Annotated in this window: 18 protein-coding genes; 5 read left to right on the top strand and 13 right to left on the bottom strand. The window is 39.4% G+C overall.

Annotated elements, in window-relative coordinates:
* Positions 1-407: 407 nt before the first annotated feature.
* A complete protein-coding gene (locus tag U3A58_RS04995) occupies positions 408-560 on the bottom strand; it encodes a hypothetical protein (RefSeq protein ID WP_323822296.1) in 153 nt (50 codons plus the stop codon).
* 237 nt (positions 561-797) lie between these two features.
* On the opposite strand from U3A58_RS04995, the gene fahA reads away from it, so the two are divergent.
* Entirely contained in the window at positions 798-2,066 is a 1,269-nt protein-coding gene (gene fahA, locus U3A58_RS04990) for a fumarylacetoacetase (RefSeq protein ID WP_323822295.1), read from the top strand.
* A 267-nt stretch (positions 2,067-2,333) separates the two neighbouring features.
* Positions 2,334-3,836 carry a hypothetical protein gene (locus U3A58_RS04985; protein WP_323822294.1) on the top strand — a complete coding sequence of 501 codons (1,503 nt, stop codon included), beginning with the start codon at positions 2,334-2,336 and terminating at the stop codon, positions 3,834-3,836.
* A 253-nt stretch (positions 3,837-4,089) separates the two neighbouring features.
* Here U3A58_RS04985 and U3A58_RS04980 read toward each other — a convergent pair whose 3' ends face one another.
* Together U3A58_RS04980 and U3A58_RS04975 are read right to left on the bottom strand one after the other, a co-directional pair.
* Positions 4,090-4,212, bottom strand: coding sequence for a hypothetical protein (locus U3A58_RS04980; RefSeq protein ID WP_323822293.1), 123 nt, complete (start codon positions 4,210-4,212; stop codon positions 4,090-4,092).
* Positions 4,213-4,361: 149 nt separating this feature from the next.
* Positions 4,362-5,273 (bottom strand): sugar phosphate isomerase/epimerase family protein, encoded by a 912-nt coding sequence (locus U3A58_RS04975; protein ID WP_323822292.1) that lies wholly within the window; start codon positions 5,271-5,273, stop codon positions 4,362-4,364.
* A gap of 129 nt (positions 5,274-5,402) precedes the next feature.
* Between U3A58_RS04975 and U3A58_RS04970 the strand changes: the two genes are divergently transcribed.
* Positions 5,403-6,098 (top strand): FAD-binding oxidoreductase, encoded by a 696-nt coding sequence (locus U3A58_RS04970; RefSeq protein ID WP_323822291.1) that lies wholly within the window; start codon positions 5,403-5,405, stop codon positions 6,096-6,098.
* 5 nt (positions 6,099-6,103) lie between these two features.
* Here U3A58_RS04970 and U3A58_RS04965 read toward each other — a convergent pair whose 3' ends face one another.
* The 9 genes from U3A58_RS04965 to U3A58_RS04925 form a co-directional block, all read right to left on the bottom strand.
* Complete coding sequence (locus U3A58_RS04965; RefSeq protein WP_323822290.1) at positions 6,104-6,724, bottom strand: hypothetical protein; 621 nt, start codon at positions 6,722-6,724, stop codon at positions 6,104-6,106.
* Between the two features lie 87 nt (positions 6,725-6,811).
* Positions 6,812-8,077 (bottom strand): cation:proton antiporter, encoded by a 1,266-nt coding sequence (locus tag U3A58_RS04960; protein WP_323822289.1) that lies wholly within the window; start codon positions 8,075-8,077, stop codon positions 6,812-6,814.
* A 108-nt stretch (positions 8,078-8,185) separates the two neighbouring features.
* Positions 8,186-9,430, bottom strand: a complete 1,245-nt coding sequence (locus tag U3A58_RS04955; RefSeq protein WP_323822288.1) for a hypothetical protein — start codon at positions 9,428-9,430, stop codon at positions 8,186-8,188.
* A 76-nt stretch (positions 9,431-9,506) separates the two neighbouring features.
* A complete protein-coding gene (locus U3A58_RS04950) occupies positions 9,507-9,818 on the bottom strand; it encodes a hypothetical protein (protein ID WP_323822287.1) in 312 nt (103 codons plus the stop codon).
* Between the two features lie 37 nt (positions 9,819-9,855).
* Entirely contained in the window at positions 9,856-10,182 is a 327-nt protein-coding gene (locus U3A58_RS04945) for a hypothetical protein (protein ID WP_323822286.1), read from the bottom strand.
* 54 nt (positions 10,183-10,236) lie between these two features.
* Positions 10,237-10,530: a winged helix-turn-helix domain-containing protein gene (locus U3A58_RS04940; protein ID WP_323822285.1), complete on the bottom strand. Its 294-nt coding sequence runs from the start codon at positions 10,528-10,530 to the stop codon at positions 10,237-10,239.
* A 1-nt stretch (position 10,531) separates the two neighbouring features.
* Positions 10,532-11,146 (bottom strand): hypothetical protein, encoded by a 615-nt coding sequence (locus U3A58_RS04935; protein WP_323822284.1) that lies wholly within the window; start codon positions 11,144-11,146, stop codon positions 10,532-10,534.
* Between the two features lie 92 nt (positions 11,147-11,238).
* The gene (locus U3A58_RS04930) at positions 11,239-11,934 is read right to left on the bottom strand and encodes a LytR/AlgR family response regulator transcription factor (protein ID WP_323822283.1); all 696 of its coding nucleotides are present in this window, start codon (positions 11,932-11,934) and stop codon (positions 11,239-11,241) included.
* A complete protein-coding gene (locus U3A58_RS04925) occupies positions 11,931-13,019 on the bottom strand; it encodes a sensor histidine kinase (protein WP_323822282.1) in 1,089 nt (362 codons plus the stop codon). Before U3A58_RS04925 ends, U3A58_RS04930 begins: the two co-directional genes overlap by 4 nt.
* Before the next feature lie 211 nt (positions 13,020-13,230).
* Between U3A58_RS04925 and U3A58_RS04920 the strand changes: the two genes are divergently transcribed.
* On the top strand, positions 13,231-13,668 hold the full coding sequence (locus tag U3A58_RS04920) for a hypothetical protein (protein ID WP_323822281.1): 438 nt from the start codon (positions 13,231-13,233) through the stop codon (positions 13,666-13,668).
* 255 nt (positions 13,669-13,923) lie between these two features.
* Here U3A58_RS04920 and U3A58_RS04915 read toward each other — a convergent pair whose 3' ends face one another.
* Entirely contained in the window at positions 13,924-14,373 is a 450-nt protein-coding gene (locus tag U3A58_RS04915; RefSeq protein ID WP_323822280.1) for a nuclear transport factor 2 family protein, read from the bottom strand.
* Between the two features lie 445 nt (positions 14,374-14,818).
* Between U3A58_RS04915 and U3A58_RS04910 the strand changes: the two genes are divergently transcribed.
* Positions 14,819-16,093, top strand: a complete 1,275-nt coding sequence (locus U3A58_RS04910) for a hypothetical protein (protein WP_323822279.1) — start codon at positions 14,819-14,821, stop codon at positions 16,091-16,093.
* Position 16,094 lies beyond the last annotated feature (1 nt).

The following is a 16,094-nucleotide window of genomic DNA, read 5'->3' as shown; positions in this document are numbered from 1 at the left end:
AGTTTTTTTGAGAGCTCACAAAACCACCCCTAAACTTTAGTTGATCGACTCCCTCTTTTCATCTGATTATCATTTAGATTTCTTAGTTAAACGCCTGCGGAATTCGAAAAACACCTGAAGGATTTAGTAATTGTTCTCTTAAGTATCGCTTGCGTCATGTTCAATTTCTTTTGTTCTTTTGCCTTGACGCAATGGGGATGGAGCGTGAATAAAATGTCCGGTGGACATTTTTAGGGAGAGGCCAGATTGCGGGTGGGAAAGTCAAGACGCCAGCAAAGCTTCACCCCGCAGGCCAGCCGCCTGGCTCGCTGCTGCGACAGCCTTACGCGCCCTAAAAACAAGCATATCTGCTGTTGCGTGTATGATGGGATATAATCATCCCCCTGTGTGTTCCCGTAGGTACGGGATCATGTGTTATAATTTGTTTTTTTAAAGGTCATAACCTTTCTCGTGACGAAAGAAACAGGATAGCCTGTCCCGTCCGCCGCGGCGGATCGGGAGAATCTCGCTTGGTTGATAAGCATCCCTTCGTCTGACGCTTTGGTCATGCTCGATTTCATTTGATGGGTTTTTAGTTTCAATCAGAGTTAGCGAAGAGATCGCCTAAGAGGTATGGAAAATGATGATTGGTAGATATTAAGGATTTCCAAATAATTGAAATTTAGATTTTTGGTGTCAAAGATCAAGCAGCCAAAGAGTTATGTGAAGTTTGAATAATTGAAATTCGCAGCCTTTGTATTTTACCCTTTTCATTTCATACATAAAGGCTAAATTTGCGATCACAACGATTTTTACCCATGAGCGACAGCCCAACCAACACCCTGATTACCTGGGTGGAAGTAGCAAATAATTCTGATTTTACCATTTACAATCTTCCATTTGGTGTTTTTCAGAACAAACGACTTAGTTCAAGAATAGGAATTGCAATCGGAGACAAGATTGTGGATTTGAGTATTCTAGATCAGGAAGGGTTTTTTTCGGATATGTTTTTGCCCGAGGGGATCTTCTTAAGTGAGTCTCTGAATGACCTGATAGGATTAGGCAAAGCGATTACCAAAAAAATCAGAGAGCGTGTACAGCAGCTGCTTTCGGTGGATAATGAAAAGCTCAGAGATCATTCGGCAAGAGGAAAGGTAATGGTGAACCGTAAGGAAGCCACGATGCTAATGCCCGTGAAAGTTGGCGATTACACTGATTTTTATAGCAGCATAGAGCATGCTACCAATGTGGGTAAAATGTTTCGTGATCCTGAAAATGCACTTTTGCCAAACTGGAAGCACGTACCGGTAGGCTATCATGGACGTGCATCCTCTATTATTCCTTCGGGAGTGCCGATAACTCGACCAAAAGGGCAAACAAAGGATCCGGAAGCTGATTTACCGGTGTTTGGGCCAAGTAAGAAGCTGGATTTCGAATTGGAATTAGCATTTATTACGGGTAAATCCACCAAACTAGGAGATTCAGTTTCCACCGCTGATGCGGAGGACTATATTTTTGGATTTGTACTTTTCAACGATTGGTCTGCCCGTGATTTTCAGGCATGGGAATATGTGCCTTTAGGCCCATTTTTGGGAAAAAGCTTTGCTTCTTCCATCTCTCCTTGGGTGGTGACTTTGGAAGCTTTGGAACAATTCAAGGTAAATAGTCCTGTGCAAGAACCGGAAGTTTTGGACTATTTGAAATGTGAAAAATCCCATAGTTTCGATATTCAATTGGAAGCCTATATTCAGCCAGAGGATGAGAAGAGCAGCAAAGTCTGCACTTCTAATTTTAAATACATGTACTGGAATGTAGCGCAACAGCTAGCACATCATACCTCGAATGGCTGCAATATCAAGGTAGGAGATTTGATGGCATCTGGGACTATTTCTGGTTCACAACAGGATTCTTTTGGTTCTATGCTGGAGCTTTCTTGGAATGGAAAAGATCCCGTGAAGCTTGATTCGGGAACGGAAAGAAAATTTATTGAAGACGGAGATACAGTGATTATGAAAGGATTTGCGGAGAAAAATGGTATCAGAGTTGGTTTTGGAGAAGTGAAAGCTAAAGTTCTGCCAGCTAAATAATTTGCAAAAAACACTATTTTTAAACCCTGGCTTAGTACAAGTCAGGGTTTTTTATTGCGCTGATTCTTTATTCTTTTTCATAGTAATTCCTAAATTGCTAAGCGTTTGAATATCAATATATTGAAATAGTTCTTATTTCTAAGATATTCTTTGGTTCCCACTTCTTGTATGTTTTTTTCGCAATTAGGTTGGGATAATATTTCTCATGTATGTCTCATTTTTTAGGAGACAAGGGTTTCTTTTCTAATTTCATACTTATCAAAAACAATGGCTAAACTTAGAAATTTATCTATTACAACCCCTATTCTTTTTGCCTTACCTCTTCGGAGTGAATGGGCAGTAAGTCCAGTTGACATCAACAAGCCGATTATGGCCGGAGACTGGGATGGTGCCGGTAGCCTCAAATTCTCAAGAGGCTTCGTTCTGGCCAAAAATGACGCAAATTTCCTTTACCTCACACTCGACGTAGTGCCCGATACAGGAAATGATGCCGGAACTAACGATTATTTTTGGCTCACTTTCGACACGAATCGAGATCGTGCCATCACTTCAGGAGTCGATGTGAATTATGGCCTCTACCCAGGTCAACCCAATAAATTGGGACGACAGAAATACCTTGGGCCGGGGCAATGGACGGGGCTGCTAGCAGATCCTTCAAATTCAGCAGTAGTGCAAGAATTCGGCCCTAGTCCAAACTCAGATGTGTCTCACAGAATCTGGAAGTTTAGGATAGAACTCAGCGAAATCAATGTGGCACTTTCCTGGCCATTGAGTACTCCGTACACCTATTTTGGTTTTAGAGTGAAGTCCAGTAATCCCGGGTTTACGACGGACTTTCCGGGTAATTTCTATAAAGATTTCACCAAACTCCGTCAGTTAGTTCTAAGCAGAAAACCAACAATTCCTTCTAAGGATTTGGGTCCATTAGTAGGTAGTGTGGGGTTGATACCAACGTCTAAAATATCTGCTTCTGGCCGTGCAACCACGGATTCAGGATATTATCACTTTGTAGAGAATGCGGCATTTGGTGGTACACTGAATTTGATAGGTAATCGTACCAAACTTCAGCAACTCTGGACAGCAGGAAATAGAAAGTACAAAGTGGAAATAGCTGCTCCCGGGGGCTCATTTTCGAAATTGATTAGTAATTGGTCAAACTACCGCTGGACAGGATCCACCTATGCGCTGGAATCATTTGCGGCCTCAGCAAATGGTTATTATCAATTGGCAAACCCGGGGACAGATTACTCGATTGATGATTTATTAATTCAGTTCCCGACTACTGCCCTTTTGCCGGGTCTATATAGAATCCAAGTGACATTCTATGTGGGAAGTAGCACAACAAATGTGGCTTCCAGCCAAGAATTGAGGGTATATATTGATAATCATGTACCATCTACTATCATAGAAAGTGTGAAGCATGGTAGCAGCGAAGTGTCTGCCTGTGCGATAGAAACTATAGGAGCAGCTCCAGACGGGTTGAATTTCCGAATCACAGCCAATGATCCAGAAGGGAATCTGCGCTCAGTAAGTTTCTATGCTAGCTATGGTGCCGGTCTCTCTACCTCAATTTATTCCGAAGGCTATACGTCTGCAAAAGGAAATTGGGCCGGATTTGTCAATAAGTTAATTCCAGCCTCTGGGAATTGGAGACCACCGCAATCCTGCGCCTATAGCTTTGTGCTGTCAGTCAGCGCTAGGACCACGAATGGTTACTCGTGGGTAGGATATAACAATACCCATCGCAATTTAACCTTGTTAATAGGGTAAAGAAGTAATAGGTTATAATCGAAAACCACTTCTGCTATGAAGTGGTTTTTTTTATAACCGCAAAGTCACAGAGTTTTTCGCATGGAACGCGGCTTAATAGAAACCCATCGCTGCCGTTGGTGTCTCACGAATGATATTGCTGTTGATTGTTATTCTGCTTCTCCAGATGCTGGATCTCATTTGCACCTTTATCATTATTTGTACAGTCAGGATTTATGAATATTCCGCTACTTAGACAGAGTTGATATTCCTCTCACTCACCACTTTTTACTTTGTCCTTTTTGGGGGATGTTCCCCCAGAGATCTTATAAATCACATAGCCTATTCCTACTATAAAGTGTAAGATTACTAATCCAACTAGGGTGAAAATAGTCATGCTACTCATTGAGAGTTTAAGCTAGTGATGTTAGAAGGACCTGATAAATTTTGGTTCTACAAACGCAGAAAGCCAATCGAATCCTCGAATGGCTTTCTGTGATACTATACAAGTCACTAGATCTTAACTAATAGAAATTGTGTCAATTCTTATTTGAAACCAATCTCTTCCAGTCCCTTATGGCTGATAATGATGGCTTCCATAGGATCTAAACCGAACGTCTGATCCTGTTCCACTAGATAGAATTCCATTCCTGATTTTTCTTTTTGTGCCAAGATTCTCTTAAAATCAATATTTCCGGTTCCCACTGGAGCAAAGTTGCCTTCATCGTTCATGTCTTTCACATGCCAAGCTTTGAAACGACCTGGGTATTTTTCAAAGTAGGCAAGTGGATCTACGCCAGCTTTAGCCACCCAGAAAAGGTCCATTTGGAAATTAACAAATTCAGGATTGCATTTTTCTAGAAGCATATCTTCGATGATTGTTCCATCTTTCATCACTTTGAATTCAAAGTCGTGGTTGTGGTAAAGAAGTTTGATTCCGGCTTGATTACATTTTTCTCCCAAGGTATTCATGATGGTGACCAATTCTTCGGAAGTTCCTTTCATACCCATGCCATCCGGTCCAAAAGTAAACATGCCCATTGGAGGCACTGGAATAACAAAATATTCAATTCCAGCCGCTTTCACGTCAGCAATCAATTGATCTGCATTTTCCATATTCACCATGCCCATGTGCGCACTTTTCACAGTCATACCAAGTGTTTCCACGTAAGATTTAAATGCTGTAGGAGTCATGCCATAGAATTTGCCGTCTTCATAATTTGCTGCTTCCACATAGGCATAACCAGCATTAGCTACAGCCTGTAGCGTGTTTTTTGGGTTGCTTGCCATAGAGTCACGAACAGTATACAGGGCTAAGCCGCCGAAATTGGAAGCTTCGACTTGAGTTGAATCTGCTGTTTCTGAAGCGTCTTCAGATCCTGTTTTACTGCTACATGCGGTAAATCCAAGCGATAGCGCGAGAAGAAAGCTGATACTCAGGTTTAAATGTTTTTTCATTTTAGGTTTGGTTTTTTTATCGCGTTCAAGTTAGCTAAATCATCTAAATATTAAATGCCTAGGCAGGTTTACTGTTTGGGACGTCTGGAGAAAATCTGTTTCTATGTAAACATAATCGCTCATTTTCGTTTGAAACAGTACACCAACTTTATTTATACGATGACGCATATCCTGAAAATTCTCGATATCCAGGCAGTAACACATGATGTGAAGCAATACAAATTGGAAAAGCCGAAGGGTTACTTTTTTATACCGGGACAAGCCACCGAAGTAGCGATCAATAAGGAGAACTGGGAAAGTGAATTCCGCCCCTTTACATTCACCTCTTTGCCTGAAGAGCCCCACTTGGAGTTTGTGATCAAATCCTATCCGGATCACGATGGGGTGACCGATCAGCTTAATAAATTGAACGTGGGAGATGAGTTAATCTTGAATGACTCCTGGGGAGCTATTCAATATAAAGGCAAGGGGGTTTTTATCGCTGGAGGAGCAGGGATTACGCCGTTTATCGGGATTTTCAGGGCTTTGGAAGCAAAGAATAAACTGACAGGGAATACCTTGATTTTTGCCAATAAAACTGCGGAAGATGTGATATTGGAATCTTATTTCCGCAAAGCTTTGGGTAATAACTTTATTTCCATCTTGGCAGAAGAGGAAATGGGGGGGCATCAACATGGAATGATTGACAAGGATTTCATCAAGGCTCATGTCAAAGAGTATAATCAGGAATTCTATGTCTGTGGACCCGACCTAATGGTAAAGGAGATCAGCAAAATTCTGAAGGATCTTGGTGCAAATCCAGAGGCGATTACTTTTGAAAAGTAACGGGTTCATTCTTTACATGCTTTTATTTTGGCCTCAATTTTTGATTTAAATTCATTCGCCAATCCTCTATAAAATTTGGGAGGATTAGATAAAATAAAATCATTTAAGCGTTGGAGTGTGACAGCCTTCGGTTCTTTCCTATAGTCAAGACTAATTTCTGAAAATTGGCGATTTACTTTTAAGTGCACTTCTTTGATAGCTAGGATTTGATCTTTGAAGGTTACTTTTTCTGGATAGTAGCCAAGCCCTTTCATTAGTTTACGTAGTTTGTGCTGATAAAGCCTGAGCTGTGATTCCGCTGGATCTAATGCTTCTACATACCATAATAACATTCCTTCTATTTGATAAAAATTGTTTATACATCGATCATCGATAAATCTCTCAAAGATCTCTTTTGCTTGACCCAATTTCCTAAGTTTAGAAAGACTTTTTAGGATGACTAATAACATGTTTGAAAACTGAAAATCTTCAATTTTCTCTCTTTTACTGACTAGAGGCAGTAAAATATCCATGGATTTTTGATGCATTTCATTATACCAATAAATGAAACCAATTTGATATTGGCATTCCAATCGAAACTCCTCCTCATCTTGATTTTCTACCTGAAAGGTCTTGATCTGATCCACATAGGATAGATCAAATTTATCCATGGCACACTTATTAGTTAGTTGCTTCAGTTCTTCTTTGCGGTTCATTAATTGAAAGTCTTTAGATTAAGAGTGTACTTTTTTATCAGTTTTGTTCATACCCAACACCTTTTTCACCAATGGTCCAATCGTCAGTCCTTGAACTATAATTGAGAAAACAACAATAACATAGGTGACAGTAAGAAATAATTCCCGCTCCATTTGAGGTTCTAGGGATAAAGCTAAGGCAATGGAAATTCCACCTCGGATACCTCCCCAGGTCATCATCAAGCCAGTTTTGGGAATGAAATTCAGTCGCTTTTTGAACATAGCTACTGGTCCTGCCAGTGCTAAATATCGGGCAAGCAATGCTACTGGAATGGCAATTAATCCAAAAATTAAGTATTCTTCCGTGGCCGTGATTACTAGGAGTTCGAGCCCAATCAGGACGAATAGAATGGCATTCAGCTGTACATCTATGAGCTCCCAAAATTTATCCACATAATTATTTGTGGTTTTGGACCAGGCAATTTTCGGCGATTTATTACCAATGAAAATCCCTGCTACCACCACCGCCAATGGGCCTGATACATGGAGGTAATGTGCTATTCCTGAAACTCCCATGACCAATGCCAGCGTAATAATCACCTCCGTTTCATAATGGTCTATCACCTTCATCATCCTGAAAGTCAGCCATCCTGCAACCAATCCAAGTCCCATCCCTCCTACAATTTCCTCAAGAAAAAGTAGCCCAACCTCTCCGGCATCCACTGAACCGACACCTTTCTGGGCAATTTTGAAGATAACGAGAAAAACTACTACACCAACGCCATCATTGAATAGGGATTCACCCACAATTTTAACCTCTAATTTTTTAGGAGCATTTGCATCTTTCAGGATTCCTAAGACCGCAATCGGGTCAGTAGGAGAGATCAATGCTCCAAATAATAAGCAATAGATATAATTGATTTCGTGACCAAAAACTAGGAATACAAAGTACATCATGGTGCCTACCAAAAATGTGGAAACAAGGATTCCGAGGGTTGCAAAAAGTGCGATGGGAAATTTCATTGTCCTTAACGAATCCAACTTGGTATGGAGCGCTCCTGCAAAGAGCAAAAAGCTTAGCATCACGTCCAGAAGTACAGTTTCAAAATCAATTGATCCGATCAGCAACTCCGCCTCCTCAATAAAAAAATAGTTAATTTTACCTAAGGTAATAATCACCAGTGTAAACACGATCGAGATAATCATCAGCCCAATCGTAAATGGCAGCTTCAAAAACTTGGTGTTTATGAAAGCAAATGCTGCCGAAAGAACAATCAGAATGGTGATAATGGTAAAAATGTCCATTGACTAGAATTGATTTTGATGGCTTATGCCAAATTACAACCAAATTATTGATTGCAACATAAAGAGCAGGCATCATTCAAACTAAATGATACCTGCTTGAGCATAATCTTATTTAAAGTTGAAAATAACAGGGAAAATGAAAACTACTAGGACTGCCCACACAAAGTAAACTGGAATATAAAGGACGATTGATTTACCTACTTCAGAACTCTCTGTTTTTCGGGTGATTGTTCTGAAAAGTTTCGAAGCAATCATCACAAGGTGGATCAGCATCAAAATATTACTGCCAAGTACTGCCATTCTATTCGGTGTGATTCCCCATTCGGATATCCTGAAGACAATGGCAGAGAGCGCAATCCCATTTACTATAATGGTGACAATGGAAAGTAGAAGTAAGATCCAGAAATCAGCATCATACTTTTTCTTGCCTGTACTCTCCGCCACGGAGAAAAATATCAAAGCCATCACTCCGATTAAAAGTATGTTGAACAGCAACAGAAATTCGCGGTCATTGTATGGGTCTTTACCCGAATAAATTATAGCTACCAAATAAACCACGAGCATCACCAATACGGCAGGACTGAATAGTTTGGCTATGATAGGAGATACTTTATTTACCAATTGTGGATTGGTCTGTGTCAAAAAAGCCGCCAGAATAGGGATTGCCGGAAGGCCAAACACTACTACATAGTCTTGAAAAAATTGTTCGATATTAATTCCAATAAGCTCAAAAAGCCCGAAAGTAATTCCCGTCAGGATACCGGAAGCAATTCCCAAAATCGCTATCATCACTACAGCATCTCCGTTGAATCGGAGGAAATCCAGACGCTTATTAAAATCACCAAGCTCATTACCAGAAAAGGCAACTCCAAGTAATATCCAAAGTAGAACAGGTAGATGTATGCATGCCAACATCAGGGTGTCACTCTCCAGGTTGTCTGGAAGTACATTGATATAGATCAGGCTGATGCCTGTAATAGCCGCAATGATGGCTAGCATTTTGGTGGATACCTTGTTTTTCCATGCAAAAAAAGCGATGAGAAATGGAAATACTATGAAGCCTATATTTCTTGGGTAAAAATAATCTTCAGAAATTGAAAAGGCTGAAGGTATTTTTGCAATCAAACCGGCAAGAAAGGAGGCGATGACTACGAAGAGTAAGTCGGCTTTGGTACCCCAGGAAATAGAATTCGATTCATAATTCAACCGTTCGTGCCAGAAGCTGGCGGAGGCATGTTCTTCCACTTGAGGATAGATTGATGTGAAAGCTTCTTTAAAATCAGCTTTATTCTTTCTGTAGAGACTTTCAAGAAAAGCGGGATCATCGATGTGATTTAAGATTTCTTCGCGCATAGTTTTAAAGGATAGATAGTTAATCAAATGGTTTTGTATTTCTGTAGGTCTATATTTTTACTTTTTCGAATATGGTCTAGGAGTCATCTAATGGATTTCCATTTCTATGAATACATTCACAGAATTCAAATCCGGTAATTTCGTTTTCAGTGTTTATAAATGTGAAATATAACCTGTGTGATGCAATGCCTCTAAATAAACTCCCATAGGATGGAGGGTAGATAATCCGCTGGCGAATCATTCTCCAAGTATTTTTCACCATTCCAGCCACTATAAAGTCATAGGCTAACAGGAAGCGGCACAGTATAGAATATATCCAGTACCATCTATTCCGTTTAATTCTGAGGTAAAATGATTCCATGGAAGCTGAAATATTGAGCTTATTCATAGTTTAAGTTGGGGCGTTTAGGTATCAGTGTAGTTAGTTAATCCCAATGTCCTGTGACGCTAAATGCCAGAACAGAACTCATCCAGAGGGCGATAAAATACATCAGTACACTGAAAATGATGGCAGCGAGCTTTCTTCCTCCTGTTGGAAACCAAATAAAGCCCATCAGGTAAAAGAAGATACCTCCTAGTATTCCTCCAAACGGAATGAAGGTAAGTGGGACAAGCATCCAGGATTCAAAGAGATCTTCCTTTGTCAAAACAATAAAGCTAAGGCATGACAGGGGGATGCTGGCTCCAATGATTCCTGCTACAATTGCAGATTTGATTTTGATGCCTTCCAGAAATTCGATAGATGTTTTCATAATGATTGTATTTTTAAAAGTACTTTGTATCTCAAAGTAGTAAGATAAATTTTTTTAGTTTTTGTTCTCCTTTATTAAATTTTCAAGGAATTGTAGATGCTCTTGAAATGCTTGTTTACCATTGGTAGTGGCCGAATAGGTGGTCATCGGTTTTCTACCAACAAAGGACTTTGAGACTGATATATATTCCTGTTTTTCCAGATTCTTAAGGTGAGAGGCCAGATTTCCGTCCGTAACCTCAAGTAGCTCTTTGAAGGAATTAAAATCATACTCCTCGTTGACCATCAAGATAGACATGACGCGCAAACGGACCACGTTTTCAAATGCTTTGTCGTAATTACTTTTCACTTTATCGGTCGTATTTGTAATACATCATAGTCCCATAGATGATATGCAGAATCCCAAAGCCAATAGCCCAAAGAATCAGTCCATATCCAGGAAAGAATGCCGATATAATTCCCAACACAATCTGACAATATCCTAAGTACTTGATGTCATTCAGGGTGTAATTCGAGGCATTAAGCAAACCCAAGCCATAGAAAATCAAAGTTGCAGGTGCAATAATTGCTAGATAGCCTTTGGTTATAATAGCGAGACAGAATATTCCTCCTACTGCCACTGGAATGAATAAGGCTAGAATAAATCGCTTACTGGCAGGTGTCCAGAATTTATGGGCTTTTTTCTTGCTTTTACTTTGGCTCATAATCCAGGCGGTCCCTATAGATAGTATCAGTACTACAATAGCGGTGATCACCAGCCGTTCCACTGCCTGCTCCTGACTGATCGAATTAATAGTAGTTCCATAGGGTGCTTGAGGATAATAGATCCATGCATAAGCCATCCCGACAGCTACCAACGCATAGGTACCGGCCAATATCCCAGAAAGCCCACTAAGGGATAGGAATCTGGTACTCCTCTCCATCATGGATTTGATTTCAGCTAACTCTTGCTCTGGTTTTCTCATATTTAAAAGTACTTTGAAATACAAAGTATGATCAAATAATTTTAAATTCTACTTTTTGTGCAAAAATTTTTCAGCAATATTTTGATTTACCTCTATTCAAACTGGGCCAGTCTCTTAAAAACTTCCTCTTTATAAGACCGGCTGATAGTGAGGGCTTTCCCTCCAATTTCCAAATATTCATGAGTATAGGAAGTTATCGCTGAGATACTTGCAATATAGGACCGGTGAAACCGTATAAAATGATTTTCTGGAAGTTTGGTTTCGAAATTCGATATGCTTTCCCGAACTACCAGACTGCAATCATTCGTGTGGATCTTAATGTAATCCGCATAACTTTCTATGTAAAGAATATCTTGAAGCGCAACTTTTTCCATTTTTCGATCTTGACGGACAAATAAGAATCCTGACTTTTCAGGAAGAATAGTGCGGCTTTTTTGGTCATGGGATTCTCTGACTTTTGTCACAGATTTCAAGAATCTTTCAAAGGGAATGGGCTTCAGTAAGTAATCTGTGGCTTCCAAGTTGAATCCTTCTATCGCATATTCCCTGTGAGCGGTGGTGAATATTACATGTATTTCTTTAGGGATGATTTTGGCGAAGGCCATGCCATCAATTCCGGGCATGTTTATGTCCAAAAACACTAAATTTATTTTCTGTTGCTGAATTACATTAAACGCTTCATTTGCATTGCTACAGCAAGCCACCAAGTCTATGAAATCCAGCTTTGCGATATAATCCCTTAGGATATCCTGTGCGATTGGTTCGTCGTCAACAATGATGCAATTCATGGTACCAGTGGTTGATGTAGGGTAGTAAGTATCTGGAGTTCAACTTCGAAATAATCATCCGATTTATGAATAGTCAATGTATGAGAATTAGGGTATACAAGTTGAAGCCGTTTTTTGATGTTTTGAAGTCCTATTCCGGAGGAGGTTAAGTTTCCTTTGCTTACTGAATCATCAAAAGTGTTTTTTAGGAAAAACATCACGTTATCTCCCTGAGTTATTAATCTTAACTCTACAAATGCATCCCTTTTTAGAGATTTACCATGTTTGAAGCTGTTTTCTACCAAAGGCAGAAAAAGCATTGGGGCAATCAAATAATTACTGGTTTCCTTTGGGAAAGTTGAGGTAACCTTTAATTTACTTCCATGTCTCATCTTTTCCAATGCCAGGTAGTCCTCTAAGTGATCAATTTCATCCTGCAAGGGAACCAGCGTTTTTTGGGTTTGATATAAAAGGTAATCCAATAAGCTAGAAAGTTTAAGAATCAACTCGGGTGTTTCAATGCGCTTTGCAATGGCTGATCCATAAATGGTATTCAGCGTGTTAAATAAAAAGTGAGGCTGAATCTGCATTTTAAGGTAAGAAAGTTCCTGCTGTTTCAGCTGTAGTTTGCCATTTAGCAGCGCAAACTGAAGCTCCTGATTGTGTAAATGGATTTTATGACTTTCTGTAAAGGAAGAAAAAAGCGAAGTAAATAAAACCACGATATATACTCCAATGATGATCAAATAAAGATTCTTGCTAAGCATGAAACCAGTATCCATGCTTTCCAATGAATTAATAAAAATGACTCCATAAAAGGAGGACATAGCAATCAGGAATACCGAGATGACAAGTGTATATGCAGTATATAAGGCAAACCAGTAATACCTTTGTCTAAATAGGTATTCCGGAATAAGGTAAAAACTAAAAACATCGACCATTCCAAGGGTGACAGGAAGCAAAAAAGCACCAAATGTAAACGCTGGACCCAAATCTGAAAGGGTGATGCCAAAGTAAAAAGTAAAGAAAAGGAGCGCTCCAATACAGATAGAAACCTGTATCAGCAATTTCTTTGAGAGTTCTATTAGGAGCTTTCTTATTTTCATTGAACTGGTCAAGGTCATTCAAATAATCTTATTTGCAAAGAAAATGCGATGGATGACCCGTTATAGCCGATGGTTAACCTAGTTTTTAAATTAACCCCCTAAATGAGGGCAGTTTAAGTCAAAAGCTTAGCTTTATCGGTCATTGATCGCAAAACTTAAGAACGGAAATATATTCTGGGTACACTTGTTCCATAATCAAAAACTATAAAATATGAATTTACTTGGAACTGTATTAGGACAAACATTCATTGGCACCATTACCGAAAGGTTTGTAGAAGGTGGATTGAATGGTATGCTACTGATTTTAGCATGTTTGCTATTGGCGATATTTTTTTCAGTCAAAGCCTTTGCTAATCTAAAGGGGGATATTGCCACCTTTATGAAGTATAAAAAAATGATCAGCCAAGTGGTACTTCTTGGTTTGGTGATTTCTTTTGCCAACAGTCTATTTGGATTGATTCAGGGATTCGACACACTTGAAGCATCTGGGGCAGCAGATCCGGCCATCATCGCTGGCGGCTTGAAAATCACCTTACTTTCGCCACTTTTTGGTCTGTTCGTATTTATTCTTGGACACACAGCAACATTCATCCTAAGTTGGATGCGAAATGAGAATGCCGAAAAAACCAAGCCTAAGGAGAACGTTTAAACAACTCTTAGGGACGCTCGTTACCTTTAAGCTGAGCGTCTCTTGTTAGAAAAGCAGCTTGAAGGTTGATTATTTTCATGCATTAAGAAAATGCTATAAGTATATCCGTTTTTCTGTCAGTAGGAATTTAAAAGCAGTATTAAGAGATGGTAAACTCTAGAATTAAAGGCCACTTCGGTCACCCGTCTTCGGTCTTCCGTCCACTCTAGCAAAGAAAGTAACATCACTGGCAGAATTGCGGATAATCATAAAATGCTATTCCTCCACAGGAACTGCCATCGTGTGATTGCCCGTCAGAAGACATTTCCCGTCAATTTCTACATAGGTACGCATAAAGTGGTAGGTGGTAGGGACAGGGCCTCTATCCACAATAGTAAATCCTGTAACTATCGCGACATTACCCGTGATTGCAACTTCCAGTTCGCTTTGTATTCGGGATCTTGTGTCGCTGCTTCCCTTTGCCGCTTGGTTTTCTGCTCGCTTTACTACCGCTTCCTTAGTGTCTATCATCGAAGCATGGTTATGCACCCAGACGAAATTTTCTGCTAGTACATTTCTAAAAAAATCAGGATCTGGATTTAGATTATTCTCTTCCCATTGGGCATCTAGGGCTTTGATAGTTTCTAGGGTCATGCAGCTTTGTTGGGCGGAAGCTGAGAAAAAGGTAAACAAACTAATGAGGGTAAATAGAGAGAGTAGTTTCATAGTGAATAGCATGTTTTCGTGTTGAGAGATTAAGGTAAGGAATTTGTCAGTGTGCCCTTCAACAAAAGTAATTATAGCCAATAAATCCTAGTTTTACCTTAAGGGAATTGTATGATTCTGGAGAAGCTCTATCAAGCAGCGGGGAATAATTCTATAATTGATATAGCTAATGAAGGCAAGTTCTTGACGGCTATAGGACTGGGATTGCGATAATGGATATTTACTTTTATATTGAAAGAGGCTTTGTTATTATTTTTATTCTAGATTTTTCTCCGATAAGTGCTGGTTAGAAATCTTAACTTGAAATGAGTAGCTGATCTATTCCTCTGAGCTGTGCTCGAAGGGCATTGGTAAGCGGGAGCTGATTATCATCTAAGGTATTTGACATGCATGACAATATGTTTTTTTGTAGATTTTAAAATAGTTATAGGTTAAAATAATCTATATGAAGCAAAACTCAGTTACTATTCTGGTTCCTGTCATTCCAGATAAGGTTCAAGATTTATTAGACCAATTGAAAGAAATTAAGCGGAATTCCCAGAAAGGGATATCAAAGGAATTTGATGCCCTGTCCATCATTCATTATGCCAGATGGGTGGTGATTGATCATGGGAAATCATGGATAAACGATGACCAAAAAAGGAATCCTAAATTACTTTTTGTTGTGGATTACGATGGAGAAGAAGCAGATATGCTCCAGCTGTTATGTGATAATTCAAGTACCATCTTAGATCTTGTTTATGTTTTTTGTGAAAATTATCCTCCATTGAACACGGTCTCGGCAGACAGTAGAGCCTCATTTTTGAAAAACAATGTCATCAAGGATGCTGCTGTCTTTATAGGAGCTCCAGGTAGAACTGTAGCGCAAATTCGTCAAGAAAAGGCACTGCGAAATTTTATTCGGGACTTTGTGGATTCGATGTCTTGGAATGGTATGCCAGCACAAGCTGTTCATAAGAAAATCAAAGACCATGTTTTAGCGAATTCTGATTTTGGATATTTAAAAGAGGAAAAAGTTTCGATGCCAAAAATCAATTACCCTGTGTTGTTTATAGTAGGTCTCATTGCGCTTTGTTTAATCCCTATTTGGCTCCCGATTTTAACGATTTGGCTTTTGATACTCCATTTTTTCTATGAAATAAAGGATGAGAATTTCACACGTAAAAGAAGTCAGTTAGACAATGAGTTTTTGAATGAATTGGAAGTCTATGAAGATTGGCAAAACCAAAATCAGTTTACTCAATTGGTAGATATGAAAGAAGGGAAGGTTCGTCTGATTTCTATTAAATTCATGTTTTTGCTATCAAATTTTTTGATCAAATTTATCTTCAATCAGGGAAAATTAATGGGGATCCCAACCATACACTTTGCTAAGTGGGTGATGTTTGATAGTAATTCTAGGGTTCTTTTTTTCTCGAATTTTGATGGCAGTTGGCAGCAATATTTGGGGGATTTTATTGACAGTAGCGGCTGGGGGCTTACCGGGATTTTTTCTAACACGAAGGTTTTTCCAAAAACAAATTTTTTAATCACCGGCGGTGCCTATCTGGAAGAATACTTTCTTGCTTGGAGCCGAAATTCGGAGCTAATAACTAATTTTTGGTACACAGCCTATCCTGAGCTTTCCATTAAAAATGTCAATAACAACACCAGAATAAGGGTGCAGTTGATGAAATCACTTTCCGAGCGTCAGGCGGCCAAATTTCTTAAACTCCTATAGA

It is taken from the genome of Algoriphagus persicinus (assembly GCF_035156415.1).
Taxonomy (GTDB): domain Bacteria; phylum Bacteroidota; class Bacteroidia; order Cytophagales; family Cyclobacteriaceae; genus Algoriphagus; species Algoriphagus persicinus.
This window is presented reverse-complemented; position numbering and strand designations above follow the sequence as displayed.

What these genes read in the sequence shown, in the direction of transcription:
- U3A58_RS04915 (WP_323822280.1), bottom strand. Translation starts at nt 14,373, where the DNA reads ATGAAACTACTCTCTCTATTTACCCTCATTAGTTTGTTTACCTTTTTC.
- U3A58_RS04975 (WP_323822292.1), bottom strand. Translation starts at nt 5,273, where the DNA reads ATGAAAAAACATTTAAACCTGAGTATCAGCTTTCTTCTCGCGCTATCG.
- U3A58_RS04985 (WP_323822294.1), top strand. Translation starts at nt 2,334, where the DNA reads ATGGCTAAACTTAGAAATTTATCTATTACAACCCCTATTCTTTTTGCC.
- U3A58_RS04995 (WP_323822296.1), bottom strand. Translation starts at nt 560, where the DNA reads ATGAAATCGAGCATGACCAAAGCGTCAGACGAAGGGATGCTTATCAAC.
- U3A58_RS04930 (WP_323822283.1), bottom strand. Translation starts at nt 11,934, where the DNA reads ATGAATTGCATCATTGTTGACGACGAACCAATCGCACAGGATATCCTA.
- U3A58_RS04920 (WP_323822281.1), top strand. Translation starts at nt 13,231, where the DNA reads ATGAATTTACTTGGAACTGTATTAGGACAAACATTCATTGGCACCATT.
- U3A58_RS04910 (WP_323822279.1), top strand. Translation starts at nt 14,819, where the DNA reads ATGAAGCAAAACTCAGTTACTATTCTGGTTCCTGTCATTCCAGATAAG.
- U3A58_RS04955 (WP_323822288.1), bottom strand. Translation starts at nt 9,430, where the DNA reads ATGCGCGAAGAAATCTTAAATCACATCGATGATCCCGCTTTTCTTGAA.
- U3A58_RS04960 (WP_323822289.1), bottom strand. Translation starts at nt 8,077, where the DNA reads ATGGACATTTTTACCATTATCACCATTCTGATTGTTCTTTCGGCAGCA.
- U3A58_RS04945 (WP_323822286.1), bottom strand. Translation starts at nt 10,182, where the DNA reads ATGAAAACATCTATCGAATTTCTGGAAGGCATCAAAATCAAATCTGCA.
- U3A58_RS04950 (WP_323822287.1), bottom strand. Translation starts at nt 9,818, where the DNA reads ATGAATAAGCTCAATATTTCAGCTTCCATGGAATCATTTTACCTCAGA.
- U3A58_RS04980 (WP_323822293.1), bottom strand. Translation starts at nt 4,212, where the DNA reads ATGACTATTTTCACCCTAGTTGGATTAGTAATCTTACACTTTATAGTA.
- U3A58_RS04935 (WP_323822284.1), bottom strand. Translation starts at nt 11,146, where the DNA reads ATGAGAAAACCAGAGCAAGAGTTAGCTGAAATCAAATCCATGATGGAG.
- U3A58_RS04925 (WP_323822282.1), bottom strand. Translation starts at nt 13,019, where the DNA reads ATGAAAATAAGAAAGCTCCTAATAGAACTCTCAAAGAAATTGCTGATA.
- fahA (WP_323822295.1), top strand. Translation starts at nt 798, where the DNA reads ATGAGCGACAGCCCAACCAACACCCTGATTACCTGGGTGGAAGTAGCA.